General features: G+C 65.3%; 27 protein-coding genes and 1 tRNA gene. 18 read left to right on the top strand and 10 right to left on the bottom strand.

Annotation, left to right across the window (positions count from 1 at the left end):
* Positions 1-706 precede the first annotated feature (706 nt).
* From QCE48_RS09870 to QCE48_RS09835, 8 genes are all read left to right on the top strand, one after another.
* Positions 707-1,411 (top strand): hypothetical protein, encoded by a 705-nt coding sequence (locus tag QCE48_RS09870; protein ID WP_309788010.1) that lies wholly within the window; start codon positions 707-709, stop codon positions 1,409-1,411.
* Between the two features lie 302 nt (positions 1,412-1,713).
* On the top strand, positions 1,714-1,947 hold the full coding sequence (locus tag QCE48_RS09865) for a hypothetical protein (protein WP_309788011.1): 234 nt from the start codon (positions 1,714-1,716) through the stop codon (positions 1,945-1,947).
* 230 nt (positions 1,948-2,177) lie between these two features.
* Positions 2,178-2,654 (top strand): hypothetical protein, encoded by a 477-nt coding sequence (locus QCE48_RS09860; RefSeq protein ID WP_309788012.1) that lies wholly within the window; start codon positions 2,178-2,180, stop codon positions 2,652-2,654.
* A 61-nt stretch (positions 2,655-2,715) separates the two neighbouring features.
* A complete protein-coding gene (locus tag QCE48_RS09855; RefSeq protein WP_309788013.1) occupies positions 2,716-3,330 on the top strand; it encodes a hypothetical protein in 615 nt (204 codons plus the stop codon).
* A gap of 17 nt (positions 3,331-3,347) precedes the next feature.
* Positions 3,348-3,563: a hypothetical protein gene (locus tag QCE48_RS09850; RefSeq protein WP_309788014.1), complete on the top strand. Its 216-nt coding sequence runs from the start codon at positions 3,348-3,350 to the stop codon at positions 3,561-3,563.
* Positions 3,564-3,872: 309 nt separating this feature from the next.
* Positions 3,873-4,271: a hypothetical protein gene (locus QCE48_RS09845; protein ID WP_309788015.1), complete on the top strand. Its 399-nt coding sequence runs from the start codon at positions 3,873-3,875 to the stop codon at positions 4,269-4,271.
* The gene (locus QCE48_RS09840) at positions 4,211-5,896 is read left to right on the top strand and encodes a hypothetical protein (RefSeq protein WP_309788016.1); all 1,686 of its coding nucleotides are present in this window, start codon (positions 4,211-4,213) and stop codon (positions 5,894-5,896) included. Before QCE48_RS09845 ends, QCE48_RS09840 begins: the two co-directional genes overlap by 61 nt.
* A gap of 9 nt (positions 5,897-5,905) precedes the next feature.
* The gene (locus QCE48_RS09835) at positions 5,906-6,199 is read left to right on the top strand and encodes a hypothetical protein (RefSeq protein ID WP_309788017.1); all 294 of its coding nucleotides are present in this window, start codon (positions 5,906-5,908) and stop codon (positions 6,197-6,199) included.
* A gap of 71 nt (positions 6,200-6,270) precedes the next feature.
* Here the strand turns inward: QCE48_RS09835 and QCE48_RS09830 are convergent, their stop codons facing one another.
* On the bottom strand, positions 6,271-7,035 hold the full coding sequence (locus QCE48_RS09830; protein ID WP_309788018.1) for a site-specific integrase: 765 nt from the start codon (positions 7,033-7,035) through the stop codon (positions 6,271-6,273).
* Between the two features lie 434 nt (positions 7,036-7,469).
* Here QCE48_RS09830 and QCE48_RS09825 point away from each other — a divergent pair, with 434 nt between their 5' ends.
* Entirely contained in the window at positions 7,470-7,661 is a 192-nt protein-coding gene (locus tag QCE48_RS09825; protein ID WP_309788019.1) for a hypothetical protein, read from the top strand.
* A 50-nt stretch (positions 7,662-7,711) separates the two neighbouring features.
* Here the strand turns inward: QCE48_RS09825 and QCE48_RS09820 are convergent, their stop codons facing one another.
* Positions 7,712-8,740 (bottom strand): site-specific integrase, encoded by a 1,029-nt coding sequence (locus tag QCE48_RS09820; RefSeq protein ID WP_309788020.1) that lies wholly within the window; start codon positions 8,738-8,740, stop codon positions 7,712-7,714.
* A 20-nt stretch (positions 8,741-8,760) separates the two neighbouring features.
* On the opposite strand from QCE48_RS09820, the gene QCE48_RS09815 reads away from it, so the two are divergent.
* A tRNA-Arg gene (locus QCE48_RS09815) sits at positions 8,761-8,891 on the top strand.
* 19 nt (positions 8,892-8,910) lie between these two features.
* Here QCE48_RS09815 and QCE48_RS09810 read toward each other — a convergent pair.
* Both QCE48_RS09810 and QCE48_RS09805 read right to left on the bottom strand, forming a co-directional pair.
* Positions 8,911-10,155, bottom strand: a complete 1,245-nt coding sequence (locus tag QCE48_RS09810) for a cyanate transporter (protein ID WP_309788021.1) — start codon at positions 10,153-10,155, stop codon at positions 8,911-8,913.
* Positions 10,152-11,345: an amidohydrolase family protein gene (locus QCE48_RS09805; protein ID WP_309788022.1), complete on the bottom strand. Its 1,194-nt coding sequence runs from the start codon at positions 11,343-11,345 to the stop codon at positions 10,152-10,154. Before QCE48_RS09805 ends, QCE48_RS09810 begins: the two co-directional genes overlap by 4 nt.
* Before the next feature lie 127 nt (positions 11,346-11,472).
* On the opposite strand from QCE48_RS09805, the gene QCE48_RS09800 reads away from it, so the two are divergent.
* Positions 11,473-12,174 (top strand): GntR family transcriptional regulator, encoded by a 702-nt coding sequence (locus QCE48_RS09800; RefSeq protein WP_309788023.1) that lies wholly within the window; start codon positions 11,473-11,475, stop codon positions 12,172-12,174.
* Positions 12,175-12,213: 39 nt separating this feature from the next.
* Here the strand turns inward: QCE48_RS09800 and QCE48_RS09795 are convergent, their stop codons facing one another.
* Positions 12,214-13,776, bottom strand: coding sequence for an acid phosphatase (locus tag QCE48_RS09795; RefSeq protein WP_309788024.1), 1,563 nt, complete (start codon positions 13,774-13,776; stop codon positions 12,214-12,216).
* A 226-nt stretch (positions 13,777-14,002) separates the two neighbouring features.
* Here QCE48_RS09795 and QCE48_RS09790 point away from each other — a divergent pair, with 226 nt between their 5' ends.
* The gene (locus QCE48_RS09790; RefSeq protein WP_309788025.1) at positions 14,003-15,325 is read left to right on the top strand and encodes a cytochrome c peroxidase; all 1,323 of its coding nucleotides are present in this window, start codon (positions 14,003-14,005) and stop codon (positions 15,323-15,325) included.
* Here the strand turns inward: QCE48_RS09790 and QCE48_RS09785 are convergent.
* Positions 15,322-15,573, bottom strand: coding sequence for a hypothetical protein (locus QCE48_RS09785; protein ID WP_309788026.1), 252 nt, complete (start codon positions 15,571-15,573; stop codon positions 15,322-15,324). The genes QCE48_RS09790 and QCE48_RS09785 overlap by 4 nt on opposite strands.
* A gap of 254 nt (positions 15,574-15,827) precedes the next feature.
* Here QCE48_RS09785 and QCE48_RS09780 point away from each other — a divergent pair, with 254 nt between their 5' ends.
* Together QCE48_RS09780 and QCE48_RS09775 are read left to right on the top strand one after the other, a co-directional pair.
* Entirely contained in the window at positions 15,828-16,226 is a 399-nt protein-coding gene (locus QCE48_RS09780) for an RT0821/Lpp0805 family surface protein (RefSeq protein WP_309788027.1), read from the top strand.
* A gap of 49 nt (positions 16,227-16,275) precedes the next feature.
* On the top strand, positions 16,276-16,728 hold the full coding sequence (locus QCE48_RS09775) for an NUDIX domain-containing protein (protein WP_309788028.1): 453 nt from the start codon (positions 16,276-16,278) through the stop codon (positions 16,726-16,728).
* A 24-nt stretch (positions 16,729-16,752) separates the two neighbouring features.
* Here the strand turns inward: QCE48_RS09775 and QCE48_RS09770 are convergent, their stop codons facing one another.
* Together QCE48_RS09770 and QCE48_RS09765 are read right to left on the bottom strand one after the other, a co-directional pair.
* Positions 16,753-17,664: a transporter substrate-binding domain-containing protein gene (locus QCE48_RS09770; protein WP_404983353.1), complete on the bottom strand. Its 912-nt coding sequence runs from the start codon at positions 17,662-17,664 to the stop codon at positions 16,753-16,755.
* 78 nt (positions 17,665-17,742) lie between these two features.
* A complete protein-coding gene (locus QCE48_RS09765) occupies positions 17,743-19,452 on the bottom strand; it encodes a glutamine--tRNA ligase/YqeY domain fusion protein (RefSeq protein WP_309788030.1) in 1,710 nt (569 codons plus the stop codon).
* 399 nt (positions 19,453-19,851) lie between these two features.
* On the opposite strand from QCE48_RS09765, the gene QCE48_RS09760 reads away from it, so the two are divergent.
* Positions 19,852-20,064: an ornithine carbamoyltransferase gene (locus QCE48_RS09760; RefSeq protein WP_309788031.1), complete on the top strand. Its 213-nt coding sequence runs from the start codon at positions 19,852-19,854 to the stop codon at positions 20,062-20,064.
* Positions 20,065-20,096: 32 nt separating this feature from the next.
* Here the strand turns inward: QCE48_RS09760 and QCE48_RS09755 are convergent, their stop codons facing one another.
* A complete protein-coding gene (locus tag QCE48_RS09755; RefSeq protein ID WP_309788032.1) occupies positions 20,097-21,317 on the bottom strand; it encodes a CaiB/BaiF CoA-transferase family protein in 1,221 nt (406 codons plus the stop codon).
* A gap of 320 nt (positions 21,318-21,637) precedes the next feature.
* Between QCE48_RS09755 and alaS the strand changes: the two genes are divergently transcribed.
* Positions 21,638-24,262, top strand: coding sequence for an alanine--tRNA ligase (gene alaS, locus QCE48_RS09750; RefSeq protein ID WP_309788033.1), 2,625 nt, complete (start codon positions 21,638-21,640; stop codon positions 24,260-24,262).
* 196 nt (positions 24,263-24,458) lie between these two features.
* Entirely contained in the window at positions 24,459-24,653 is a 195-nt protein-coding gene (locus QCE48_RS09745; protein WP_087630722.1) for a hypothetical protein, read from the top strand.
* A gap of 17 nt (positions 24,654-24,670) precedes the next feature.
* Here the strand turns inward: QCE48_RS09745 and QCE48_RS09740 are convergent, their stop codons facing one another.
* Positions 24,671-25,837 (bottom strand): YbfB/YjiJ family MFS transporter, encoded by a 1,167-nt coding sequence (locus tag QCE48_RS09740; protein ID WP_309788034.1) that lies wholly within the window; start codon positions 25,835-25,837, stop codon positions 24,671-24,673.
* A gap of 111 nt (positions 25,838-25,948) precedes the next feature.
* Here QCE48_RS09740 and QCE48_RS09735 point away from each other — a divergent pair, with 111 nt between their 5' ends.
* Entirely contained in the window at positions 25,949-26,878 is a 930-nt protein-coding gene (locus QCE48_RS09735; protein ID WP_309788035.1) for a LysR substrate-binding domain-containing protein, read from the top strand.
* Positions 26,879-26,905 lie beyond the last annotated feature (27 nt).

Here is a 26,905-nt window from a genome sequence, read left to right as displayed (position 1 = left end):
GCCGGCAGCTCGTCGTCTCCGGGGCTACGCCGCCTTCGACTTCTCACTACCGGCCAAGATGAATGTCGCTACACCGGACTTAACCATTGTCGCCGCCCACTCTGGCAGAAGCCGGAACCGTCGCAGATACCGCAGGCTGGCGTCTTCAAACAGCGCCTTGGCCTCCGCAGGCCAGCGACGGCGAGAGGGAGCTGCGCGCAGTGCGGGCGGCGTGGGCTGGCGCTGCGGCGTGGCAGTCCGTTGCGGAGGCCGGAGTCGAGGCGGGCGCTGCACTCCGGGCAATTGAGGCGCTTATCCGGGCGGAGGCGGTAGGAGAATGCCAGTCGGACAGCCAGTTCGTAGAGGTTCAGGCGACTTGCGTTCACTGAACGCTCGGGACGTTCCCGGAATACCGTTCGTATCCATATTCCGCGACCACCGCCGCTTACCGGCTACCGAGCATGACACCGAGAGGCCCGCCCAGTGCGGGCTTCGTCGTTTCTGGTTACATGAAGGTTCAATTTCGATGGACTCAGCAGACACAAAGCGCGAGGACTGTATTAGGCAGACGAGGTAAGGCGTGCTGGGGAGGGGTGGTGCATAAATTAGGAACATGTTGCGGGAACGCGCCCGCAAACCCTTATCGCACCGTTCGATGAATCAGGGGGGCGGGGTGCCAGAAAGATGGAACCTATGGAACCTGCCTGCCAACGATAGGAGATTGAGATTGATCGAGCAAAAGGAGTTAGCCGGTTATGCAGCAGCGAACATGCAGCAGCACGCTGAGCGGCAGACAAAGGAATACCGGGAGCAATTCGGAGCCGAGCTTGCCATTACGACGAAGGTGCATGTGGTGGACGGTTACAGGGCATGGCCGACCGTGCTGGCGTCGGCGCTGGTGCAGCGTCCCGAGCTTGCCGGAGGGAACCGCGAGCAGATGGCTGTATTGATCCAGACCGAGCTAGGCCTGTCGAACCCGTTCACTCCGGCACGGCTGAGCCGTGAATTGAGCGAGAAGGCCCGCAAGGTGGTGAAGCCGATTCTCGCCGAGGCAGGCTACGACTCGGTGAACCTGACGAATGGGTTGAGCATTCGTGATGCAGTGCGGGCAGGGGCGGCGGGACCGAAGCCGACGCAGACCGTCATCGAAACGCAGTTTCATTCGGATGGGCTGACGCTGGACGGCAGGAGGTACGTGTACGAGTGCATCCCGGCAACACACGACCAGAGGCCGTGGTATGCGCTGGGCATCCGATTCGGCGGTGATCTGATTTCGCTGAAGGCGGTGCTGGCACTGCGGAAGACTGGCGTTCAGCAGTTCATCGAATTCGACACGCGGGCATGTGAGCAGGCCAGCGACGGTGAGCGGCGCACGCGTCATCGACTTATGCAGGACCGTACAACCGCGCCATTGTGGACATTACCGGCATGAACGCTTACGACACTACACAGAGGCCCGCCCAGCGCGGGCTTCGTCACATCTAGAGGACTGAAATGCAACACCCCCTTGAAAACCGAGACGACATCCGAGAATTGGCAGCGCGCTACGCGGCTCGAGCAAACACGAGCGTGCTGAGCGCCTTCCGAGCAGGCATTGAGGCGGCAACAGGCTCACTCCCGAGCTATCTAGCCCGCACATACAAGCCCCGCGACAAGCAGGCCGACGCAACCCGATACAGGGCCTCTAAAGGCCTCTGAGCAGCACGCAGTACCTACCCACACACAGGAGCATTTATGGAACAGAACGAACGTCAAGCATTCCGAGGCACGCTGAACCCCTTCGTCGGTGGCACTAGCGGCAACACCCTGCGACCGCTGAACCCCGCCGTTCGACTCGACGAGCACACCCGTGCTGCGTCACTGCCGGACTTTGCCCATACCGGCATGCACCTCGTCTCGGCGCATCAGGACGGAGGGGGTTATGCGAGGGCGCACGCATCGGCATCGTTGATGGCGACGGCAATGTGACCGGGCACGAGGCGAAGCTGGCAGTCAATGGCCTCCTCGATCACATGGGAGCATCCATGCACAGTGGAGCGGCGCATATTGCAGGCGTCGTTACCAGCGTCCGCGATCCGAACAAGCGCGGTATGGGCGGGACGACCGTCAGCTACTGCTTCTGAAGCAGCAAGGAACGAACAGGCAGACGCCCGCCGCCGCAAGTGCGGGAACATCCCATTAGATAAGGAATACGTATCATGAGCAAGATTAAAACCGCCTTCACCCTGCCTACGAACGAACAAGACGCCCGCGCACGCATGGCGCTGCTGACGGCGGCGATGGACCGAGCGCGGCCGCTGGCGGAGCAACTGGAGAAGCTGATGGCGGCGAAGGACGAATACCGCACCGCGCTGGCTGAGGCTGAGCACATCAATGCGAATCTGGACGCTATCAAGCTGGCGGACTGGGAGCGCCGCGTGGACGAATTCAAGATTGACAGCGTGAAGCCGACCGAGCACGGCGACTCGCATCTGCTGCGGGGCTTCCAAGTCATCGGCACGCACAAGGGCACGCCGTTCGCGCAGTCCCTGTACAACGGCGACCGGGCGATGTACGCGGCACTGGCGAAGGTCGAGCACATGATCCCAGCGCACATTCGCGCATGGCATGCGGACGCGAACGAATCGCTGCTGAAGGCGTACCGCTTCAAGCAACTGGGCTACGTGGCGGCATGAGCGCGGCGCGGGCGTGCGATCAGGTGGCCCTTATGCTGGGGCAATCAACAGGGAGCGCATGGTGAGCCGGGGTCCGAAGGCAGGCTACACCCGCACCTTCGAGCCGGTCCAGCAGCCGCATGTGGCGATCACAGGGAAGCTGAATACGGGCCGCACGCCTGAGGCTATGCGCCGCCGCGAGCACATCCGGGGCTGCACCCAGTGTCAGCAGAGCCTGCTTCGGCAGGTTCATAACCCGTACAGGGTGGCCGCGTACGTGGACGGCAGGAAGACCTACACCGGCGACCGGTGCGGGCGCTGTGGGCGCTGTACCCGCCGCGTGCGCGACGGCTCCTGCTGGACCTGTCACCTTGCCCGGCGACCGTGGGAGCAGCGCCATGCGTGGCCCATGCCTGGCCGCACTCGGGACGGGCTGGCCGCGCTGCGCGCAGAGGCCCGGCGAGCGCATCAGGAGTTGGCACGGGCGGACATCGAGCGGGACGGCTGGCGAGTGCTGGGCGTGGCGTATGTCGGCGGGCGGCAACACGTTCGCATCTGGCGCACCTCCGGTGACGACCGCTGCTGCGTGGATAACCCGCAGTTCCAGAAGCTGGACAGGGCCGCGCTGGCGGCAACCATCAAACAGTACGGCGGGCCTCAGGGCGCGCTGAGTGAAACCCTTTGGAGACTCGCCTAGCGGGCAAGGAGAAAGCAATGAGTGAGACAGTGAATGAGGAAGCCGCGCTGAGCAGCGGCGAGCTATTGGCGCTGCGGAAGGACAAGAGCCTGCCGGTACGGCTGCGCGTGCGCTATGGCATGGCACTGGTGGACCGTCACGCGAAGGCGTTCCGAGCGCGACAGGGGAACGGCGGAGACGCTGCCTACATGGCGCGAGGCCGCGAGGCGGGGCCGGACGGCAAGCTGCTGTAACTGACACGAAAGAGAGGAGAAACGAATGACACGACGTACTGGGACGACGAGCCGACGCGGGAATCAAGAGAGCCGCGACATCGCGCTACTGCGACAACGCATCCGGGACCAAGCGCCTTTCCGGCGCGACCCGTTGGAGGAGCAGACGAAGCGCATACAGGAATGGCGAGCGGCGGGGGCGGATGTGCTTGCCCGGTTCTCGTAAGGTGGACCCGCCCCGGCGGACTTTCATCCAACAATAGGCGAAGGCGCGCCACCTCACAACTTTCGGAAGCGGCAGCTATCCGGGCACTTAACTAAGGAGTACAGATGGGAATCAACTTCAACCTGAGCACAGACGGTGGCGCAGTCCAGCAGCAGAGCACGCAGAGCGCGGCTGGCTCCTCCACCACGTTTCAAGGCGGCGCTGGGGCCACCGGGCAGTCCAGCGGCGGTGTCGCTAGTGGTGGCACCGACTACGCGGCGATGGCTGCGGCTGAGGCGCGGCAAGGCGTGCTCGGCCTCGGCATCAACGTCGAAGCGTTCAACAAGCTGACGCAGGGCATGATCCAGCCGTACATCGACCGGCAGAAGAAGGAGCAGTACGCGAACGGCATGGCGATGGCATCGCAGGGCATGTCCCTAGACGAGATCGCCAAGGATCAGCCGTGGTACTCGAAGCTGTACGGCCCGACGCCACGGTGCAGGGCGCGCAGATGTACAACGTAAACGCGGCGATGAACGACGCGCAGACGAGCTTCATGCAGGCGATGCCGCAGCTTCGGGAGAAGTCGCCCGACGCGGTGCGCCAGTACCTCGTCAACAAGATGTCTCAGGTGCAGGGCACGGGCGACCAGTTCGCGGACGCGATGATTCAGCAGAAGCTGGCAGAGCAGTTGCCGCAGATGCTGAACACGCACATGAACCAGTACATGCAGTTCACGCAGGAGCAGAGTTACAACGGCTTCACGAACGTCGCCACCTCGGCAGGCCGCTCGTTGCAGGCGACACTCAGCGCGGACAATAACCCGTCCGACGAGAGCGTGGCAGCGGCGCATGCGGACTTCCGCTCGCAGCTTATCCGGCCCGAGAACATGACGCTGGAGTCGTACCAGCGCGCTCTGCGGGACACGACCATCGCCAACGCGAAGGCGGGGAACTGGCAGGCGGTACGGGCCATGCACGACGTGCCGGAGTATCAGTCGATGGACGCGCAGATGAAGGCGGACCTCGACGACAAGATTCCGCTACTGGAGGCACAGGCCGCTGCGAAGAACCCGGAGACGGCGAAGCAGTTGGACTCGGCTGAGTCGCTGGTGTTCAGCATGACGCGGGCGTTCAGCCCTTATCCGACCACGCCTGAAGGGCATGCCGCCGCCATCCAGCGGATGGAAGGCATCAACGCGGACTGGCGGCTGCAATACGGCGACGCCACGGTGCCCTTCACGCCTAAGCGCATCGCGGATACGCTGCGTGAGATGGACGTGAACAATCGGCGGCAGTACCTTGCTGCGCAGAAGGCCCGATTGCAGCAGTTGAATTTCGCGCAGGCGCAGACGCTGGTGACGAACGCGTGGACCGGGCGAACCCCTGAGGCACTGATGGGCTGGCCCATTCCCGAGGGCGCACAGGTGCAGCAGTTGAACAGCCTCTACGATGACGCGGTGCTGCAAGGCCCGGACTCGAATAGCTGGTCGAACTTCTGGATCAACGCGAGCGGCAACGCACGGGACGCTGACATGCGCCCGCCCAAGCTGACTGGCTTCATCAACAGCACGCTCGGCAGCTTCTTCGACGGCACGGGTCCGGCGACCCCGCAGCAGATGCAGGTGTCGCAGTACGCCCAGTTGCTCAGGCAAGGGCCAGGTGGTGCAGCGGCGGTCAAGTCGTACTTTGGCGACAAGGGCGAGGCGATGCTGGCGCTGCTCGACTCGGGCGCGAACCTCACGGACCCGCAGCAGTTCGACATGATCCGCAAGCAGTATCAGCGCGGCGGGCTGGTGCAGGCGACGGCGCAGGACCGGAAGGAAGCGGCCGCGTACGTGACGAACCAGAGCGGCCCGTGGTGGAACCCGTTCCGCAAGGGCGACCTGACGAACTGGGACTTGACGGAGGATGCGAAGCGCAACCTCGCGGCACAGATCGCTCCGCTCATGGCGCAGAAGAAGGTGGCGTTCAACCTCACGGATGACGACGCGGCGAAGATGGCGTACCAGCAGGTGATCGGTGACGCCGACCTCGTGCCCGGTGCGATCATCCCGTCCGAGTCGGGCAAGTGGGGCAAGGGGCAGCGCTGGAGTGACTTCGTCATGAAGGTGCCCGGCGCCACGGCGAACCAGAACTCGTCGCTCTAACAGGACACGATGCGCGAGTACATCAACGAGACGGCCACGGACCAGATGAAGGGCCGCCCCGGCGTAGACATGTCGAACTTCAACCCGAACGACTACCACGTCCAGTGGGGGCAGTACCTCGGTGGCGGACTCATGAACCTCAACCTCCAGAAGGACGACGGCTCACCGCTCAACATCACCCTGAAGGCTGACGCCTTCGGCACCCGCATTCGGGACAAAGCAACCAGCAAGGCATACCACGCGAACGGACAGCAGGTGCCGCAAGGCATGCCGCAGAAGAACGCGTACGGCTGGTCTTACTAAGCGCAGTGCAGTAGCGGCTTCTCACGAGGCCGCTGCTTCACCCGCGTTCGGTCCTCTGATGTGGGCGGCTTCTAACCCAACTTCTTGACTAAGTCCTTTGCCCGCAGATGTGTGTATCGCTGGAGCATGGAGAGCGTCTTATGACCTGTGATCGTCGCGACCTCAATCGGACTGAGGCCCAGTTCTGTGAAGCGCGACGTGGCTTCATGGCGAGTATCGTGGAAGCGGAAGTCCGATAGTCCCGCTCGCTTGCGTGCCCGGCTGAAGGCGTGTTTAACGGCCTCCCGAGTAACGTCCGGGAATACTGGTCCGCGCAGCGGATTGCCACGAGCGCCCCGTATTGCTTCGAGTACTGCCATACAGCGGGTGTTTAGCGGCACGGTGCGCATGGTGAGTGTTTTGGTCGCGGCCGCTGGCAACGTTGCAAGGTGCTCGGCCATGTCGATGTTTTCCCATAGCAGCGTTCGTACCTCGGACTGGCGCATTCCGGTGTGGATGGCTAGCTCGACGATTGGGGCAAGCCACCACGAGCGTGCTTGTCGGCACGCGTGCAGTAGCAGGGCCTGCTCGGGCAGCGACAGACGGCGTTCTCGGCTCGGATTAGACCGGGGCCTACGAACATCGCTTACAGGGTTGGCGGACATCGCCACGCCCCACTTCTTACGCGCCACCTCAACGACCGAATGCAGCAGATTGATGTCACGATTGACCGTGGAGCCTGAGACAGTCAGCAGTCGTCTGTCACACCACGCCGCAATGATCGGAGTCTTTAACGTGGCAAGTGAGTACGACGCCATCGAGTCGCGCTGCATAGCGGCGAGACGGGTGATCTCCACCGCGCCTCCGCGCTTCTTGGGAGATTCCTCGGCAGCGTACCGTTTGAGCGCGTCCCTAAGAAGCATCTGACGGGCAGCAGCAGTATCAACGAAGCAGGCCCGAGACATGTCTGCCTCTGTTTCGGTGATCCAGCGCCGAGCGTCTTTCCTCGTTAGAAAGCTTCGTGATTGAGAGGGAAAGCCGTGGCGACGAATCTTGGCGGTGTACGCGCCGCCCGGCCGTTTCTGAATATGCCCATACCTGTATCTCCATGAATGACTGGGTGCAGGTGCGGGCGGTCATGCCACCGTTTCTCGGCGGGATCAGTATGCCATACGGCCCTGCCGTCGCGCATCTGTTGCGCGCTCCCGTCAGGCGGGCCACCGAAGGTAGGCACGGAGCGCAACCGTCCGGCGTAGAATGGCTGCGCGGTCCCTCATTCAAACGGTGAGACATGGACATTCGACAGTCACAGGCCAACATCGACGCACTCCAAGCAGAGACAACGCGGCTGATCGCTGACATCCAGAAGACCGAACGCGAGCAGCGATGGTGGCCGCCGGTCCTGACCGCGAGCGGCGCGCTGGCTATTGGCATGGGGATGGCTGCGGCCGGCACGGAGTTCGTCAGGTTGTGTCTTCGCTAACGGCAGCGAGCAGAGCGGTCATGCTAGATGCCCGCCTGCCGCCCGCAGCGTCAGCCTAGCTTTCTTGCAAGGTCTTCTGCCCGGAGATGGGTGTATCGGCCAAGCATCGACAGTGTCTTGTGTCCCGACACCGCAGCAAGTTCGATAACGTTCAGACCTTTCTCGGCTGCACGGCTAATTGCTTCATGGCGCAGATCGTGGAATCTGAGGTCAACCATGAAGTGAGGGTCGGGAGCCGTACCTCGTCTCTTGCATCCCTCTATGTGGCGCTTGCGCTCGCGACGCACGGCCCTTACGAACGCCTTCGTTGCCGAGTCGGCCCTCATGGTCAGGAGCGGCCCCGTATCGCTGATCGTAAGCGGCCACGCTTGCTCAATGACGGAAAGCGCCCGCGTGGACAGCGGAACTCGGCGCGGTTTGTCATTCTTCGTTGTCGGTAGGAACGCGACTCGGCGCTCTAGGCTGATGTGTTCCTTCTTCAGAGACACGATTTCTGACCGGCGCATAGCAGTCTCCACGGCCAGCCCGACGATCAGCGCGAGTTCAGGTGACTCGGTGCCCGCGATCAGAGCCTCGATCTCCACCTCCGTCACGCGCCTGTCACGTCCTTCGGGGCGTTTCGGTTTGATGACACGGGGAACGCCAGCAGGCAGGACAATGCCCCACTCAGAGGTGGCGATGCGCAGGGCGCGGTTGATCAGATTCAGGTCATGCACGACAGTCTGAGGCGCAAGCGTCTTAAGCCGGTCATTGCGGTACGTCGCAAGCACTGCGGGCGTAATCTTCACCAAGCGGTACGAGCCGAGGTGCTGGCCTATTCGGCGGGCACGGCCTTCGTCGCTCTTGACGCTACGCTTTGTCACTGACACTTCGGTGAGATAGCGGGCGAGTACGGCCGACAGACTGGTCTGCTCGGCTTCGTTGGCGGGCAGGAACGTGCCCCGGTCCATTTCTGCTTCGATGCTGCGCCCCCAGCGTTCGGCTTCTGCCTTCGTCGGAAACGAGCGGGTCTGTGCGGGCAGCCCTTTCTTGCGTACCTGACACTTCCACGCATCACGGTACTTACTGATTGTTGCCATGCGACCACCTTCTCGGTAGGACGCAGTGTGCTCAAACTGTGCTCAATTTCTTCGAAGCTGGATACAAGTCAATACCCGCAAGGGTTTGACGCTAATGAGCATCGGCCTTCTAAGCCGAGGGGCGGGGGTTCGAGTCCCTCCTGCCGTGCCAGCGTTTCCTCGTTCTTCCCTCACGTTTCTTCCACGACACGGCGCGTTTGCCGCGCCTTCGTCCGCTTCACCTCCCCCGCATGACCCCGCATCGCGCGCGCATAACTGTGCGGCGCGAAGACCAGCGTGAGCGCGATCATCGCGACGAGGCTCGCGATCAGCATCATCCACGAGACCGTGAAGCCGCCGGTCGCATCGCGCACGATGCCCGCGACGATCGGCGCCGCCGCCGCGATCACGAACCCGACGCCCTGCACGAACGCGACGAGCCGCGCGGCGAGCCTCGGGTCGTCGGTGTGATCGAGCGTGAGAACGAGCGTCAGCGCAAACACGCCGCCGAGTCCGCCGCCCAGCAGCGCGACGATCAGGACGGGCGCGGCCATTGGCGCTGCGAGCAACGCGACGAAACCCGCCAGTTGCGCGACGAGCCCGGCCGCAAGCCACGGACGACGGTCGCGCGAGCGCGCGGCGGCCATCGGCAGGAGCAACGCCGACGACGCCTGGAATACAGTCGCGATCGCGAGCAGCGCGCCGCTTTGCGTCACGCTGCGGCCGAGTTGCTGGTAATACGCTGGCAGCCACGCCACGAGACACGTGTAGCCGCCGTTCACCAGCCCGAAGTAGAGTCCGAGCAGCCACGCGCGACGATTGAGGAAAAGCGAAGGCGACGCATCGGCCGCGCGCGCCGGTTTCGCCGCGCCGATGCCATCTCCACTTACGAGCCAGCCCCACAGCGCGAGCGCGACGAGCGCGGGCACGGCCCACACCGCGAGCCCGGCGTGCCACGAGACGTGCGCGGCGACGCCTGGCGTCACGCTCGCGCCGAGTCCGCCGCCCGCCATGATCGACGCCGAATAGACGCCCATCGCGAACGGCAGGCGCGCCGCGAAACGCGTCTTCATGACGCCGGGCAGGAGCGCCTGGATCACCGCGACGCCGACGCCCGCGACCGCCGCGCTGGCGATCAGCACGCTGCCGCTGTCGATGAACAGCCGTGCGGCGCAGGCGCACATGATCGCAACGAGACCCGCCGCCACGCCGCGCGCCTCGCCGACGAGCCGCGCCAGCGCGCTCGCGCCGAACGCGCAGACGCCCATCGCGACCACCGGCAGGCCCGTGAGCAGCGACGCGCCGTGGAACGTGAGCCCGGTCGAGGCGAGGATCACGCCGGTGAGTGGGCTGATCGACGTGAGCAGGGGCCGCAGGTTCAGCCCGATCGCGACGATCACGGCGAGCCACGCAAGGTCGGAACGCGCTGTTTTCATCGCGAGAAATCCGCCGCGATCAGCGTGCCGTTCGCCATCACGAGGCGGCGCGGCGGGCGCGACGTGATCGCATGCGCAACGGTCTCGGCGTCGACGAGCACGAGGTCCGCGCGCGCACCCGCCGCGAGGCCGTAGCGCTCGAAGCCGCAGGCGCGGGCGCCTTCGGTCGTGACGAGGTCGAAGGCGGTGGCGAGATCGTCGTCGCGGCGCAGGTCGTAGCGCATCGCGATCAGCATCGCGCGCTCCAGCATGTCGGGCGAACCGTAGGGCGTCCAGGCATCGCGGATGCCGTCGTTGCCGCCGAAGAGCGTCACGCCCGCCGCGCGCGCTGCCTTGAGCGGCGGGACGGGCGTCGAAGCGGGCGCGGTCGTCAAAAGCGCGACGCCCGCGCGTGCGATGCGTTCGAGCAGCGCGTCGCGCTTCGCCACCGGCAGCTCGCCGAGACAAAACGCATGACTCACGACGACACGCCCATGCAGCCCGTGCGCCTCGACGCGATCGAGCAGAAGTCCGAACGTGAACGCGCCGAGTTCGCCGGGCTCGTGCAGATGGATGTCGATCGGCTTCTGATGGCGCGTCGCGAGCGCGAACGTCAGGTCGAGCGACGCGGCGGGATCTTTGTCGATGGCAGCCGGGTCGAGCGCGCCGAGCACGTCGGCGCCGTCTGCGAGCGCGGCATCGAGCAGTTCGCGCGTGCCGGGCCGTTCGAGCACGCCCGATTGCGGAAACGCGACGATCTGCAGGTCGAGCACGTCGGCGAGTGCGGCGCGCGTGTCGAGCACGCCATCGAGATGAGCGAGGCGCGCATCGGTATCGATGTCGACGTGCGTGCGCAGGCGCGTCGTGCCGGCGCGCAGGAACGCGAGCGCGAGCGAGCGCGACGCGCGCGCGGCGTCATGTCCGCTCGTCGCGCGCCAGTGCCGCTCGTTTTCGATGCGATCGACGAGACGCGGCCCCACGGCGTTGCGATACCACGGCATGCCCCACGTGGTCTTGTCGAGGTGCGTATGACCTTCGACGAAGCCCGGCAGCAGCAGCGCGCCCTGACCGTCGATGACGGTGTCGCCGGCGACCGGCGGCGCGGCGCGCTCGTGCGGCGCGATCGACGCGATCGCGCCGTCGACGACCCGTACATCGACTGGCGCCGCACCGGACGGACGCACGTCGATGATCGAATAAGACGGTTTCATATGACCAAATCCCTCCTCTCTGGTTGACCATTTTAACTGTTTTTGGTCAACCATTTTGGAGAGGGTACATCAGTCGCTACAATGCCGGTCATCGAAATACAGCTTATAACAGGCGCTGATACGGGTCATGGCTACCAGAAAGCAACCCTCGACAAGCGATCTTCCCCTCGACGAGCGCATTCACGCCGCGCTCACGAAAGCGTTGCTGGAGGGCAAGCTCGCGCCCGGCGCGCAGCTCGTCGAACGCGATCTCGCAGCCGCTTTCGACTGCACGCGCGGCACGATCCGCAAGGTGCTGATGCGGCTTGGCTATGAAGGGAAAGTGGTGCTGGAGGCGAATCGCGGCGCGTTCGTGCCGTCGCCGTCGGAAGACGACATCCGCGCCGTCTATCGCGCGCGGCAAGTGATCGAAGCGGGCATCGTCGTGACGCTCTGCGGCGCGCTCACGACGCAGCAAAAGCGCAGTCTGCGTGCGCACGTGAAGAGCGAGGCGCGCGCGCTGAAGGCGGGCAGTGTCGAGGATTGCGTGCGGCTCGCGGGCGAGTTCCATCTGCTGCTCGTGGAGATGGCGGCCGCTCCGGAACTGCACGCATTCTTCGCGCAGCTCGTCGCGAAGACGGAGCTTTACAAGGCGCTGTTCGATCCGTCGAAGGCATCGAACTGCGCATCCGACGACCACGCGCGGCTCATCGACGCGCTCGAAGCCGGCCGGCTCGACGCCGCGCTCGCTTCGATGCGCGAGCATCTCGCGGAACTGGAAGCGCGCGTCGTCGCGCGGGCGAACGAGCGCGCGGGCGCCAATCTCGTGACCTTGTTCAGCGGTGCGTGAAGCGGGCGCGAGGCCACTTCACGCATGGCGTCGGCCGCGTTACTGCGAGAAGTCGAGCGAGTTGGTCAGATCGCCCATCGCCTTGCCGCCGTTCGCCACGAGCGCCGAGTCGCGCGAAGCGAGGCCCGGCAGCGTCGGCAGCGAGAAGCGGTGCGTGATGAGGCGCAGGATCGAGGTCGTGTCGTATTGCGTGTGATCGACGAAACCCTTCTTCGCATACGGCGAGATCACGAGCGCCGGAATGCGCGAGCCCGGACCCCAGCGATCGCCCTTCGGCGGGCCGACGTGGTCCCAGAAGCCGCCGTTTTCATCGTAGGTCACGACGACGACCATGTTCTTCCACTGCGGGCTCTTTTGCAGATGCGCGATCAGATCGGCGATGTGCGCATCGCCCGAGGCGACGTCGGTGTAGCCCGCGTGCTCGTTCAGGTTGCCCTGCGGCTTGTAGAACGAAACGGCCGGCAGCGTGCCCGCGTCGATCGCCTTGATGAACTCGGCGCCGTTCGTGCCGCCGTCGAGCAGATGCTGCGCGCGATTGGCCGTGCCGGGCGCCAGATCGGCGAAGTAGTTGAACGGCTGATGGTGCGTCTGGAAGTTCGGCACCGAATTCGTCGAGCCGTAGATCACGGTCGGATCGGCGAGCGCCGCGCCCCATGATCCGCCGTACCACGCCCACGAAACGCCCGCATTGTTCAGCAGATCGCCGATGTGCTGCTGCGTCTGCGGCGGCAGCGTCGTCGCGACGCCCGGGTCGGCGAGGGCGGGGTCGCCGCCCGTCGCTGCCTTGTTGCCGCTCGGCTGATACGGCGGCTGCATCGTGTTGATCGCGAAAAAGTCGGGCGTGAGGTTGCCCGAGTTCACGAACTTCGGAATGCCCGCGAGCGCGGAGGCCGGCGAATTCGACGCGACCTTGAGCGAGACGCCGTCGTCGTTGACGGACGAAACTGAACTGGCCGCGGGGCTCTTGTCCGCGTTCGGATAGACCGGCGTGCACGCGCAGACGAGCCACTGGTGATTCAGGAACGAGCCGCCGAACGCGCCCATGAAGAAGTTGTCGGCGAGCGTGTACTGCTGTGCGATCTTGTAGAGCGGCAGCTTGTCGGCGTTCGTGTTGTAGTGACCCATCACGAGGCCGCCCGAATCGGCCCAGGCAGCGAACTTGTCGTTCTTGCCGCCGTCGATCTGCATCTGGTTCTCGTAGAAGCGGTGATACAGGTCGCGCGTCGTCGTCGAAAGGGACGTATTGAAGCCGGCCGGATCGTCGATGGCGAACGGCGCGTTCGGCAGGTTCACCGTCATCGCCTCGGTGACGGTGGGCGTCACGCCCTTCGCCGTCAGGCCGCCCCAGATTGCGGGCAACGTCGCGAGCGTGCTGCCGTCGCGATCGAGCTGGACCGCGCTCGTCGCCGTGACGTTCTGCAGGCCATTCGCGCCGGGGAAGTTGCCGTAGAGATTGTCGAAGCTGCGGTTCTCCGCATAGATCACGACGATGTTCTTCACCGACGACAAATCCGCATGATTGCTGTCGCTGCCGCCGCACGCGGACAGGCCGAATGCGACGAGCGCCGTGAGCGGCACGGCGCAGGCGAGTTTCTTGTTCATTGAAATGGTCTCTCGTGTTGGGGAACCGGCGCACGTCGCGCGCTTTGAAAAAGCGCTGTCGGATGTGGCCGGCGCCGCAAGTGTCGCAAGCGCGTTTGACATGAGCGTGTAATACGGCTTTCGGCTGCGTAAGGTAGCGCGTTCGTAAGCGCTCGCTCACGCCCTGTCACGCGATCGACATCTTCGCGTCATACGCTGCGGCTTCTCTTCATTTGCCCCTCTGCTCATGTCTTCGTTGCGTCTTTCCGTCGCCGTGTCCTCACTCCTCCTTGCAGCGCTTGCGATCACGCTCGGCGGCTGCGATTCGCATGCGGCGAACCCGTCCGCGGATGCGTCGCCCAACGCGGCGCCCGCGCAGGCCGCGAGCGCATCGCCGCAAGCCCAGTCGCGCTCGCAGGTGTTCGCGGCCGTGAAAGAGATGACGGCGGTCGGCGAGAAGCTCTTCTTCGATCCGTCGCTCTCAGGCTCTGGCAAGCTCGCTTGCGCGTCGTGCCACAGTCCGGATCACGCGTTCGGGCCGTCGAACGGGCTGTCGGTGCAACTGGGCGGCAGCGACATGCATCGGCCGGGATTTCGCGCGGTGCCTTCGCTCAGGTATTTGCAGGCGGTGCCCGCGTTCAGCGAGCATTTCCACGATTCCGACGACGAAGGCGACGAGAGCGTCGATGCCGGTCCGACGGGCGGGCTGACGTGGGATGGACGCGTCGATCATGGCGCGGACCAGGCGCGCATTCCGCTGTTGTCGTCGTTCGAGATGGGCAGCACGCCGGCGAAGGTGGCGGCAGCGGTGAAGGCGGCGCCTTACGCCGACGACTTCCGCCGCGCGTTCGGCGCGAACGTCTTCGACAGCGACGACAAGACTTTCGCCGCGACGTTACGCGCGCTGGAAGCGTTCGAGCAGGTGCCGCAGAAGTTCTATCCGTACACGAGCAAGTTCGACGCGTATCTCGCGGGCAGGACGAAGCTCACCGACGCGGAACTGCACGGCCTCGCGCTTTTCAACGACGAGAAGAAGGGCAATTGCGCGGCGTGCCACATCAGCCAGCGCGCGAAGGACGGCACGCCGCCGCAGTTCAGCGACTTCGGGCTGATCGCGATCGGCGTGCCGCGCAACCGCGCGCTGCCGGTTAACCGGGACCCGCGCTATCACGATCTCGGCGCATGCGGTCCGGAGCGGACCGATCTGAAGGGACGCGACGAATTCTGCGGACTGTTCCGCACGCCGTCGCTGCGCAACGTCGCGCTGCGCAAGACCTTCTTTCACAACGGAATCTATCACTCGCTCGAAGACGTGGTGCGGTTCTACGTCGAGCGGGATACGAATCCGGAGAAGTTCTATCCGGTATCGAAGGGCGTGGTCCGCAAATTCGACGACCTGCCGAAGCGCTACTGGACCAACGTGAATACGGAGCCGCCTTTCGATCGCAAGCGCGGCGAGCAGCCGGCGCTGGATGAGGCGGAGATCAAGGATGTGGTCGCGTTTCTCGGCACGCTGACCGACGGGTTTCAGGTCCCGGCGCGAACGCCGGCCAAGACCGCGGCGAATTAGGCCGACGCGAGCGACCGGCAGAGCAGCACGAGCGCGACGAACGCGGCAAGGAGCAGCGCCATGCCGGCCCAGGCGATGACGCGCGGCCAGTCGCAGACCTCGCCGCTGCGTTGCCACACCGGGCCGCGCGCCAGCACCTGGTCGACGAGCATGACGGCGCCCGGAATGCCGGCCGCGCAGGCGACGGTGACGATCGAGAGCAGCCAGTAGACGGCCGGTGAATGGCTGGAGAACAGAAGCTCGGACATGGTCGACGGGTTGCAAATGACTGGAAGTCGCCGCAAGGGCAGACAGAACCGTCGATGCTAGAGCGCGGGCTCTAAGGCGAACATTGGATCAATCTTAAAATTATCCTGCGGCGCGTCCGGTTCGCCTTTGCGTGGCCGGGCCGAGCCTCTCGCGGGCAGGGTTGGGCGCGTTCGCCTCATGCTATTCTCGATGGGTCCGGCCGCCATGCTGTGTGGGCGAAGCCATCGAAATCGACCCTCAGGAGAATCGTTTTATGCCGATGACATCCCGCGCGTTCGTCCGTGCCTGTGTCCAGTCGACCGCGGCGGCTCTGCTCGTCGCCGGGGCCGCCGCTGCGTCGGCTGCGAATCTCGGCTTTCTCAACGACACGCCGATCAGCTACATGAAGCAGCGCGACCTTCAGGCGCTCAACAGCGCCGCGAGCAAGGCGCTCGACACGCAGAAGGACGGCGAATCGGTCGACTGGAACAACCAGGGCGCCGGCAACCCGGTGCCGATCCGAGGCACCATCACGCCGCAGGACACCGTCAAGCAGGGCGATCGCACCTGCCGCAAGGTGACGCTCGTCGCTATCGCCAAGGGGCAGACGCAGACCTGGACGCCGACCGCCTGCAAGGCGAGCGGCGGCAAGTGGAAATTGCTGAAGCAATGACGCGCGCCGTGGCTGCCGGAGCCGCCGTCGCCGGGGCGGAGGGTCGCGCATGAGCGGGCGCACCGTGTCGTGCGGCGTCGTCATTCTGAACGAGCAGGGCGACGTCCTGCTCTGTCACGCAACCGAAACGTCGCACTGGGACGTGCCGAAGGGCCACGCCGACCCCGGCGAGCGGCCGATCGACGCAGCGTTGCGCGAACTCGTCGAGGAGACGGGCATCGTGTTGCCGCCCGAGCGGCTGAAGGATCTGGGGCGCTTTCTCTATCGCCGGGACAAGGACCTGCATCTGTTCGCGGTGCGCGTCACCGAAGACGAAGTGCGGCTCGACCAGTGCGTGTGCGAGTCTTTTTTCCCGCGCCGCGGCGACGGCACGATGATCCCGGAAATGGATGCTTACCGCTGGGTGAGCGTCCCCGACATCGACGCGTTCGCGAGCCGCAGCCTCGCGCGGCTCTTCCAGACGACGCTGTCGCTCGCCGAACTGCACGAGACGCTCGTTTGAGCAAGGCGGGCGCCGGCCAGTCGATCAGTCGATCGTGCGGTCGTTGGGATTGGCGAACAGCGTCTTCATCTCCGGCGACATCGGGAATTGCAGGTTGATCCCGTCGGGCGGGATCGGCCGGGTGAACCACTTCTCGTAGAGCTTCGCCGCTTCGCCGGAGCGCTGCATGTTGGCGATCACGTCGTCGACCAGCCGCTTGAACACCGGGTCGCCCTTGCGAATCATGCAGCCGTAGGTTTCGAACGCGAGCGGCTTGCCGGTCACGACGTATTCGTTGCGGGCCGCGCCTTCCTGCGCGATCTTGCCGTACAGCAGCGGATCGTCCATCACGAAGGCCACCGCGCGGTCGGACTTCAGCGCCTGGAACGCCTCAGCGTGATCGCGCGCGCTGATGATGCGCAGGTTCAGCTTCTTCTCGATCGACATCTGGCGAAGCATGCGCTCGTCGGAGGTGCCGGCGGTCGTCGAGACCGTCTTGCCGGCGAGATCCTCGTAATCCTTGATGCCCGACTTGCGCTTCACGGCCATGCGGATGCCGTACTGGAAAAAGCTGTTCGAAAAAGCAACGAGCGGATCGCGCTCGGCGATATGCGCGGTCGAGCCGCATTCCAGGTCGACCTGGTTGTTCACGACAAACGAGATGCGGTTCGCGGACGTGACGAGCGCCGTCTTGACCGCGAGATTCGGCAGATTCAGACGCTTTTTGATGTCGTCGACGATCTTGAGCGCGATGTCGTGCGAATAGCCGATCGGCTGCTGCTGGCGGTCGAGATACGAAAACGGCACCGACGACTCGCGCACGCCGAGCACGATCGCGCCGTTTTCCGCGATCTTGCGCAGCGTCGCGGAGGGCGGCAACTGGTCGATGGCCGCCTCGGCGCCAGTGGGCCCGGCGGCATGCGCGACGCCGCTGCACGCGAGGGCGACGGCTGCCATCCAGCGCGCGCCGCGGCTCGACCACGCGCGGCGCGAGGCAGGAACGGGCGGCAATGTCATGCGATCCTCACGCGTATCTCAGGCCGGCTTGCCCCAGCTGTCGCGCAGGCTGACGATCCGGTTGAACACCGGCTTGCCCGGCTGCGAATCGATGCGGTCGGCCACGAAGTAGCCGTGACGCTCGAACTGGAAACGGTCTTCGGCCGCCGCTTCGCGCGCGCTCGGTTCGAGATACGCGTTCACGATGCGCTTCGAATCCGGATTGAGCGCGTCGAGGAACTCGGCGCCGCCCGCGCCCGGCTGCGGTTCCTTGAAGAGCCGGTCGTAGAGGCGCACTTCGGCCGGACAGGCGTGCTCCGCGCTGACCCAGTGGATCGTGCCCTTCACCTTGTAGCTGTTGGCGCCGTCCGTGCCGGACTTGCTGTCGGGGAAGTAGTTGCAGTGCACGGCGATCACGTTGCCGTCCGCGTCCTTCTCCGCGCCCGTGCATTCCACGACGAAGCCGTACTTCAGACGCACCTTGTTGCCCGGGAAGAGCCGGAAATAGCCCTTCGGCGGCGTTTCCTGAAAATCCTCGCGCTCGATCCACAGTTCGCGCGAGAACGGGAACGTGCGCGTGCCGCGCTCCGGATGATGCGGATGCACCGGCGCGCTGCAGTCTTCGTTCTGGCCTTCGGGATAGTTGTCGATGACGAGCTTGAGCGGGTCGAGCACCGCGATCGCGCGCGGCGCCTTGTCGTCGAGATCGTCGCGCAGCGCGCCTTCCAGCACGCTCATGTCGATCCACGAATCGACCTTCGTCACGCCGATGCGCTCCACCATCAATTTGATGCTCTCCGGCGTGAAGCCGCGCCGCCGCACGCCGACGATGGTCGGCATGCGCGGGTCGTCCCAGCCGTCGACGTGGTTTTCCTGCACGAGTTGCAGCAGTTTGCGCTTGCTCGTGATCGCGTAGGTCAGGTTCAGGCGGGAGAACTCGATTTGCTGCGGCAGCGGACGGGCGAACACGCCGTCGTCGGCGAGTTGCGCGAGGAACCAGTCGTAGAGCGGGCGGTGATCCTCGAATTCCAGCGTGCACAGTGAATGCGTGATGTTCTCGAGCGCGTCCGACACGCAATGCGTGTAGTCGTACATCGGGTAGATGCACCACGTGTCGCCCGTGCGGTAGTGATGCGCGAAGCGGATGCGGTAGATCACCGGGTCGCGCATGTTGAAGTTGGGCGACCCCATGTCGATCTTCGCGCGCAGCACGTGTTCGCCTTCCTTGAACTCGCCCGCCTTCATGCGGCGGAAGAGGTCGAGGTTTTCCTCGGGCGAGCGGTCGCGATACGGCGAATTGATGCCGGCCTCGGTGGCCGAGCCGCGCGTGGCGCGAATTTCGTCGGCCGTCTGGCTGTCGACGTAGGCCTGGCCGCGCTGGATCAGCGTTTCTGCGAACTCGTAGAGCTTGTCGTAGTAGTCGCTCGCGAAGTAGAGATGCTCTTCGCCGTCCTTGTTCCACGCGTAGCCGAGCCACTTCACGGCGTCGATGATCGACTCCACGTACTCGACGCTTTCCTTTTCCGGGTTCGTATCGTCGAAACGCAGGTGGCAGACGCCGCCGTAGTCGCGCGCGATGCCGAAGTTCACGCAGATGCTCTTCGCGTGGCCGATGTGCAGATAGCCGTTCGGCTCGGGCGGAAAGCGCGTCTCGACCCGCTGCGACCATTTGCCGGTGCGATTGTCTTCGTCGATGATATTGCGGATGAAATTGGATACCGCCGGGGCGTCGTTGCGATCGGTGTTCATGCGAAAAAAGAGAGCGGACGAGGGCGCTTGCAGGTTCGGGACGTTCAGAAACGTCCGAAAGCGTTCGAAAATACCTGATTTATCTGTCGATTCTACCTTAGGCGACCGGCGAGCATGACCGCGGCCGGCCATTTGTTGCCGAGGGGTCGCAAATGTCCCTCGCAGATGGGGCCGACAGGCGCCGGATGCAAGACCGGCGGGGCTCGCCGGCTGTCCCACGGTGATTCGCGACAAGTTTGTTTCGAGCGTAACGGGACGTAAATCGAGTTGTTCGCGGCACGACGCATTTCGTATGATGGCTTCGCCTCGCCAGGGCTCCGACGCCCGGCGCCTTTTAAGGCCGCACGCCAATACACCAATAACAACGCCGCACACGGATAGAACAAGGACAACTCGACCATGAACAAGATCGCGTACACGACCATCAAGCTCGCCGCCGCCAGCGCCCTCGTCGCAAGCCTCGCGGCCTGCTCCGGGATGAGCCGCCAGCAGGCGCACGCCGCCATCGGCGCGGGCGCGGGCGGCGCGCTCGGCTACGTGCTCACCGGCGGCCCGATCGGCACGATCGCGGGCGCCGCAGCCGGTGGCCTGATCGGCGCGGGCACGCGCTGAGGCGCGCCGGGCTAGACCCCCGCCGCCGGCGCTCAGATCGCCTTGGATTCCCGCAATCGCGCGATTCGCGCGTCGTCGTAACCGAGCAGCTCGCGCAGCACGCTGTCCGTGTGCTCACCGAGCATCGGCGGATGCAGGCGCGCCTCGGGCGGCGTCGCGCTCATCTTGATCGGGCTGCGCACGAGCTTGACCTGCGCGCCGCTCGGATGCGGCAGTTCGACCTGCATTCCGCGCGCGACGACCTGCGGGTCGTCGAACACCTCGCCGAGATCGTTGATGGGCCCGCACGGCACGCCCGCCGCTTCGAGCGCCGCGAGCCAGTCGTGCTTGCCGCGCTCGCGCACCATCGCCGCGAGGATCGGCACGAGCGTTTCGCGGTTGCGCACGCGCGACGGATTGGTCGAGAAGCGCGGATCGTCGGCGAGTTCCGGCCGCCCGCCCGCTTCGACGAACTTGCGGAACTGCCCGTCGTTGCCCACCGCGACGATGATCCAGCCGTCGCTCGTCTGAAACGTCTGGTACGGCACGATGTTCGGATGCGCGTTGCCCCAGCGCACCGGCGGCTGGCCGCTCGCGAGGAAGTTCGTGTTCATGTTGGCGAGCATCGCGACCTGCACGTCGAGCAGCGCCATGTCGACATATTGGCCTTCGCCCGTGCGGTCGCGGTGCGCGAGCGCCGCCATCACGCCGACCGTCGCGTACATGCCGGTCATCAGGTCGGCGATCGCGACGCCTGCCTTCTGCGGCCCGCCGCCCGGCTGGCCGTCGCGCTCGCCGGTGATGCTCATGAAGCCGCCGATCCCCTGGATGATGAAGTCGTAGCCCGCGCGCGACGCATACGGGCCGGTCTGCCCGAAGCCCGTCACCGAGCAGTAGACGAGATCGGGCTTCACCGCTTTCAGCGATTCGTAGTCGAGCCCGTACTTCTTCAACTGGCCGACCTTGTAGTTCTCCAGCACGACGTCACTTTGCGCCGCCAGTTCGCGGATGATCCGTTGACCGTCGGAGGACGCGATATCGACCGTCACCGAGCGCTTGTTGCGGTTCGCGGCCAGATAATAGGCGGCTTCGCGGGTATCGGCGCCATCGGGCGTCTTCAGATACGGCGGGCCCCAGTGGCGCGTGTCGTCGCCGGTTTCCGGGCGTTCGATCTTGATGACGTCGGCGCCGAAATCGGCGAAGGTCTGCGCGCACCACGGCCCCGCGAGCACGCGGGTCAGGTCCAGCACGCGGATATGACTCAAGGCTCCCATCTTCCTCCCTTCCTGTTTCGATCTGCTTCGTTCTGGTGGTTCAGTGCGCGACAAAAGCGCAGGACGCGCACGATATCGGCGAGTGCGCCGACGCGAATCCGGCGCTCCGCCAACGCGACTCTCGCACAGATGCGTCCCGGGCGCGATCTTCATGCACCGGCAACCCGCATGCGATCCCGTATAATCGACAATCACCTTTTGAATCAAGGCCGCGCCGCCAACGGCGCGGCAGAAAACGCCCGGCGGGCCGCGGCGAACGCAAAGCAAGCCGCACCGCCAGTCCGACGCATCACAAAACAGCAGACCGCCCCAGTTACGCCATGAAAGCTGCCGAAATACGCGAGAAATTCCTGAAGTTCTTCGAATCGAAGGGCCATACGATCGTCCGTTCGTCGAGCCTCGTGCCCGGCAACGATCCGACGCTGCTCTTCACCAACTCGGGCATGGTCCAGTTCAAGGACGTGTTCCTCGGCACGGAGTCGCGCCCGTATTCGCGCGCGACCACCGCGCAGCGCAGCGTGCGCGCGGGCGGCAAGCACAACGATCTGGAGAACGTCGGCTACACCGCGCGCCATCACACGTTCTTCGAGATGCTCGGCAACTTCTCGTTCGGCGATTACTTCAAGCGCGACGCCATCCACTATTGCTGGGAATTGCTGACGAAGGTCTACCAGTTGCCGGCGGAGAAGCTTACCGTCACCGTCTATCAGGAAGACGACGAAGCCTACGGCATCTGGGAAAAGGAAATCGGCGTGCCGCCCGAGCGGATCATCCGCATCGGCGACAACAAGGGCGCGCGCTACGCGTCGGACAACTTCTGGCAGATGGCCGATACCGGCCCGTGCGGCCCGTGCTCGGAAGTGTTCTACGACCACGGCCCGGACATCTGGGGCGGCCCGCCGGGGTCGCCTGAAGAAGACGGCGACCGTTTCATCGAGATCTGGAACCTCGTGTTCATGCAGTTCAACCGCGACGCGCAGGGCAACATGACGCCGCTGCCCAAGCAGTGCGTCGATACCGGCATGGGTCTCGAACGTCTCGCGGCCGTGCTACAGCACGTCCACAGCAACTACGAAATCGACCTGTTCCAGAAGCTGATCCACGCGGCGGCGCGCGAAACGGACACGGCGGACCTCACGAACAACTCGCTGAAGGTGATCGCCGACCACATCCGCGCGTGCTCGTTTTTGATCGTCGATGGGGTGATTCCCGGCAACGAAGGCCGCGGCTACGTGCTGCGCCGGATCGTGCGCCGCGCGATCCGCCACGGCTACAAGCTTGGCCGCAAGGGCGCGTTCTTTCATAAGATCGTCGCCGATCTGGTCGACGAAATGGGCGCCGCGTATCCGGAACTGAAAGACGCGCAAGCGCGCGTCACCGACGTTTTGCGCCAGGAAGAAGAACGTTTCTTCGAAACGATCGAGCACGGTATGTCGATTCTCGAAGGCGAACTCGCGGCGCTGGAGCAGAAGGGCGTGAAGCAGCTGGACGGCGAACTCGCGTTCAAGCTGCACGACACCTACGGCTTCCCGCTCGACCTCACGGCGGACGTGTGCCGTGAGCGCGGCATGACGGTCGACGAACCCGCGTTCGATGACGCGATGGCTCGTCAGCGCGAGCAGGCGCGCGCGGCCGGCAAGTTCAAGATCGCGGCGGGCCTCGACTACTCGGGCGCGAAGACCACGTTCCACGGCTACGAGAAGGAAATCTTCGACGACGCGAAGATCGTCGCGCTGTATGTCGACGGCGCGTCGGTGAACGAGGTGAAGGCGGGGCAGGACGCGGTCGTCGTGCTCGATCACACGCCGTTCTACGCCGAATCCGGCGGTCAGGCGGGCGACCAGGGCGTGCTCGCGAACGCGAGCGTGCGCTTCACCGTGCTCGACACGCTGAAGGTGCAGGCGGACGTCGTCGGCCATCACGGCACGCTGGAACAGGGCGCGCTCAAGCTCGGCGACGTCGTGAAGGCCGAAATCGACGCGATCCGCCGCGCCCGCACCGCGCGCAACCACTCGGCGACGCACCTGATGCACAAGGCGCTTCGCGAAGTGCTCGGCGGCCATGTGCAGCAAAAGGGCTCGCTCGTCGACGCGGACAAGACCCGCTTCGACTTCGCGCACAACGCGCCGATGACCGACGAGCAGATCCGCCGTGTCGAGCAGATCGTGAACGAGGAAGTGCTCGCGAACGCGCCGGGCATCGTGCGCGTGCTGCCCTACGACGAAGCCGTCAAGGGCGGCGCGATGGCGCTCTTCGGCGAGAAGTACGGCGACACCGTGCGCGTGCTCGACCTCGGTTTCTCGCGCGAACTCTGCGGCGGCACGCACGTTCAGCGCACGGGTGACATCGGCTTCTTCAAGATCGTGATGGAAGGCGGCGTGGCGGCGGGCATTCGCCGCGTCGAGGCGATCACGGGCGACAACGCCGTGCGTTTCGTGCAGGAACTCGATTCGCGCATCAACGCGGCGGCTGCCGTGCTGAAGGCGCAACCGTCGGAACTGACACAGCGCATCGTGCAGGTTCAGGAGCACGTGAAGTCGCTGGAGAAGGAACTCGGCGCGCTGAAGTCGAAGCTAGCATCGAGCCAGGGCGACGAACTCGTCTCGCAGGCGGTCGACGTCGCGGGCGTGCACGTGCTCGCCGCGCAGCTCGAAGGCGCGGACGTGAAGACGCTGCGCGAAACCGTCGACAAGCTGAAGGCCAAGCTGAAGAGCGCGGCGATCGTGCTCGCGTCCGTCGAGGGCGGCAAGGTCAGCCTGATCGCGGGCGTGACGGCGGATGCATCGAAGAAGGTGAAGGCGGGAGAGCTTGTCAACTTCGTCGCGCAGCAGGTGGGCGGCAAGGGCGGCGGTCGGCCCGACATGGCGCAGGCCGGCGGCACCGAGCCGGCGAACCTCCCGGCGGCGCTCGCGGGCGTGACGGGCTGGGTCCAGCAGCAGCTCTGAAACGCATCGCCACGATGAAAAATGCCCCGTCTCGACGGGGCATTTTTTTCGCCTTCTTTTTTCGCCTTCATCTTGCTGCGCCGGTGATTACGCGATGTCAGGTATGCCGCGTGCAACGGTCATGTGACTTTCAACCGAAACAGGACGACATCGAATGAAGATCAAACTTGCAACTTGCGCTCTCGCTGCATCGACGATGCTTTTCGCCGCAGGTGCGGTGCAGGCGAAGGGGTGCATCGAAGGGGCGGCGGTCGGCGGCGTGGCAGGGCATGTGGCCGGCAAGCACGGAGCGGTCGGCGCGGCGGGCGGCTGCGCGATCGGCCATCACGAAGCGAGCAAGAAGGACAAGGCGCAGAAGGACGCCGCGGCCAGTCAGCCGGCCGCGAAGTAACGTAAAGGCGCGGCGCGCTATGGCAGGCGATGCCGCGCCGCGACGCCCATCAGCCCGAGACTCCCCGCGACGAGCGCGCCCGCCGCAATCCACAGCGCGATGGAAAAGGAACCGGTATGCGCGGCGATCGGCGCGGCGACGAGCGGGCCGGCGATCTGTCCGAGACCGTAGGCGGCCGTCGCATAGCCCATCAGCCCGGCGGCGCGCTCGCCGCGCAGCCGGCGCGCCTCGCGCATCGCGAACAAGGTAATCGCCGTGAACGGCAATCCGATCAGCACGCTGCCGATCGCGAAGCCGGCCGTCGTCGGAAAAACGATGCCGAGCGCAATGCCGGCCGCCTGCAACACGTAGGAACCCGCGAGCAGCGTGCGATTGTCCCAGTGCAACGGCAGACGCGCGGCGAGCAGCGCGCCGACGATCAGCGCCGCGCCGAACACCGGCCAGAACAGATCCGGCCAGATCGACCCCGGCAGCGCGTGACGGGCGATCACCGGCAGGAACGTCGCCGTGATGATGTAGCCGAAGCCCGGCAAGCCGTACAGCCCGATAAGCCAGCCGGCCTCGGCGCCCGCTGTCGGCGCGGACGCCGTGCGACTCGCGACGGGCGCGGCTTGCGGGGTGCCACGAAAGGTTCGCCAGACGAACGCGCCCGCCACGGCTGAGAGCACCGCGAAGCCGATCCACGTGGCATTCGCGCCGAGCGGCCCCGCCGCCGCGCCGATCAACCCGGTGACGACGATGCCGAAACCCGGTCCGGTATAGATCACGCCGCCCCACGCGGGCGCGCCGAGTTCGGCGAGCCGCCGGAGTCCCCATTGCGAGGCGAACACGAACGTCCACGCGCTGACGACGCCCGCGACGAAGCGCACGACGGCCCACACCCAGAACGCATCGATCACGCCCATCGCGAACGTCAGCACGACCGTCGCGACGAGCCCGACGCGGACCATCTTCGCGTGATCGACGGCGATCGCGGCGCAGGTCAGCGCGCCAACGAAATAGCCCGCGTAGTTGCAGGAGGCGAGCCAGCCGCCGTGGCGGATGTCGATGGCGCCGCTCGCTAGCATCATCGGCAAAAGCGGCGTGAAGGCGAACCGCCCGACACCGAGCGCGACGGCCAGCACGACCGCGCAGCCGAGCGCGGCGTCGCGTGCGGGGCGGCCGGCGGAAAGAGGAAGGGACATGGAAGCGGACATGGTCGGCCAGGAACGAAAGGATACGAAATATCCTAGCTTGACCGATCCATTCTGAAAAATGAATAATCGAGAACCAATGCATCTCACGGAGAGATTCAAATGGATCTCGCAGCGCTTCACATATTTCGCACGGTCGTGCGTGAAAACGGCGTGACGCGCGCGGCGGCGAAACTCAACCGCGTGCAGTCGAATGTCACGACGCGCATCCGGCAACTCGAAGACCAGCTCGGCGCCGAGCTTTTTACACGCGACGGCCGTCGGCTCGTCCTGACACCTGCCGGCGAAACGCTGCTGCCTTACGCCGAGCGCCTGCTCGCGCTCGCCGACGAGGCGCGTCATGCCGTCGCGGAAAACCGTCCGCGCGGACGGCTGCGGCTCGGCACGATGGAGAGCACCGCAGCGAGCCGCCTGCCGCGCGCGCTCGCGGACTATCACCGGCGCTGGCCGGAAGTAACGCTCGAACTCGTGACCGGCGTGACGCGCGATCTGATCGACAGCGTGCGCAATTTCGAAGTCGATGCCGCGCTCGTCGCGAAGGCGCCCGATGCCGCGACGACGCCCGCCGACACCTTCGACTCCGTGCCGGTCTTTCGCGAGGAACTCGTGCTTCTCACGCCGAGCGGACATCCGCCCGTGCGAAGCCCGCGCGACATTGCGCTCTCGACGCTCGTCGCGTTCGAGCGCGGCTGCGAGTATCGCGCGTATGCCGAGCGCTGGTTCGACCGCGACGGCGTGCGGCTCGCGCGCGTGCTCGAACTCGGTTCGTACCACGCGATCGTCGCGTGCGTGGCGGCGGGCGCGGGCGTCGCCGTGGCGCCGCGCGCGGTGCTCACGAGCACGCCGAGCGAAGGCGTCGCGGTCCATGCGCTGCCCGACATTGGCATGATCGATACGCTGCTCGTCTGGCGGCACGGTCACTTCTCGGCGGCGTTGAACGCGCTGCGTGAACTGCTGCTTTCGGACGTGCGCGCGGACGAGCCGGCGGCGCGCGTCGCGGCCTCAAGCGCGCACAAATGTGGTAGCGGATAAAATGGCCGCACCGATCCCGGCGCGCCT

It is taken from the genome of Caballeronia sp. LZ024, assembly GCF_031451455.1.
GTDB classification, from domain to species: Bacteria; Pseudomonadota; Gammaproteobacteria; order Burkholderiales; family Burkholderiaceae; genus Caballeronia; species Caballeronia telluris.
Note: the sequence above shows the minus strand (reverse complement) of the source record. Positions and strands in the feature narration are given on the sequence as shown.

Coding starts and splice junctions, on each gene's coding strand:
- QCE48_RS09865 (WP_309788011.1), top strand. CDS start 1,714: ATGGAACAGAACGAACGTCAAGCATTCCGAGGCACGCTGAACCCCTTC.
- QCE48_RS09860 (WP_309788012.1), top strand. CDS start 2,178: ATGAGCAAGATTAAAACCGCCTTCACCCTGCCTACGAACGAACAAGAC.
- QCE48_RS09850 (WP_309788014.1), top strand. CDS start 3,348: ATGAGTGAGACAGTGAATGAGGAAGCCGCGCTGAGCAGCGGCGAGCTA.
- QCE48_RS09845 (WP_309788015.1), top strand. CDS start 3,873: ATGGGAATCAACTTCAACCTGAGCACAGACGGTGGCGCAGTCCAGCAG.
- QCE48_RS09835 (WP_309788017.1), top strand. CDS start 5,906: ATGCGCGAGTACATCAACGAGACGGCCACGGACCAGATGAAGGGCCGC.
- QCE48_RS09825 (WP_309788019.1), top strand. CDS start 7,470: ATGGACATTCGACAGTCACAGGCCAACATCGACGCACTCCAAGCAGAG.
- QCE48_RS09820 (WP_309788020.1), bottom strand. CDS start 8,740: ATGGCAACAATCAGTAAGTACCGTGATGCGTGGAAGTGTCAGGTACGC.
- QCE48_RS09810 (WP_309788021.1), bottom strand. CDS start 10,155: ATGAAAACAGCGCGTTCCGACCTTGCGTGGCTCGCCGTGATCGTCGCG.
- QCE48_RS09805 (WP_309788022.1), bottom strand. CDS start 11,345: ATGAAACCGTCTTATTCGATCATCGACGTGCGTCCGTCCGGTGCGGCG.
- QCE48_RS09800 (WP_309788023.1), top strand. CDS start 11,473: ATGGCTACCAGAAAGCAACCCTCGACAAGCGATCTTCCCCTCGACGAG.
- QCE48_RS09795 (WP_309788024.1), bottom strand. CDS start 13,776: ATGAACAAGAAACTCGCCTGCGCCGTGCCGCTCACGGCGCTCGTCGCA.
- QCE48_RS09790 (WP_309788025.1), top strand. CDS start 14,003: ATGTCTTCGTTGCGTCTTTCCGTCGCCGTGTCCTCACTCCTCCTTGCA.
- QCE48_RS09785 (WP_309788026.1), bottom strand. CDS start 15,573: ATGTCCGAGCTTCTGTTCTCCAGCCATTCACCGGCCGTCTACTGGCTG.
- QCE48_RS09780 (WP_309788027.1), top strand. CDS start 15,828: ATGCCGATGACATCCCGCGCGTTCGTCCGTGCCTGTGTCCAGTCGACC.
- QCE48_RS09775 (WP_309788028.1), top strand. CDS start 16,276: ATGAGCGGGCGCACCGTGTCGTGCGGCGTCGTCATTCTGAACGAGCAG.
- QCE48_RS09770 (WP_404983353.1), bottom strand. CDS start 17,664: ATGGCAGCCGTCGCCCTCGCGTGCAGCGGCGTCGCGCATGCCGCCGGG.
- QCE48_RS09765 (WP_309788030.1), bottom strand. CDS start 19,452: ATGAACACCGATCGCAACGACGCCCCGGCGGTATCCAATTTCATCCGC.
- QCE48_RS09760 (WP_309788031.1), top strand. CDS start 19,852: ATGAACAAGATCGCGTACACGACCATCAAGCTCGCCGCCGCCAGCGCC.
- QCE48_RS09755 (WP_309788032.1), bottom strand. CDS start 21,317: ATGGGAGCCTTGAGTCATATCCGCGTGCTGGACCTGACCCGCGTGCTC.
- alaS (WP_309788033.1), top strand. CDS start 21,638: ATGAAAGCTGCCGAAATACGCGAGAAATTCCTGAAGTTCTTCGAATCG.
- QCE48_RS09745 (WP_087630722.1), top strand. CDS start 24,459: ATGCTTTTCGCCGCAGGTGCGGTGCAGGCGAAGGGGTGCATCGAAGGG.
- QCE48_RS09740 (WP_309788034.1), bottom strand. CDS start 25,837: ATGTCCCTTCCTCTTTCCGCCGGCCGCCCCGCACGCGACGCCGCGCTC.
- QCE48_RS09735 (WP_309788035.1), top strand. CDS start 25,949: ATGGATCTCGCAGCGCTTCACATATTTCGCACGGTCGTGCGTGAAAAC.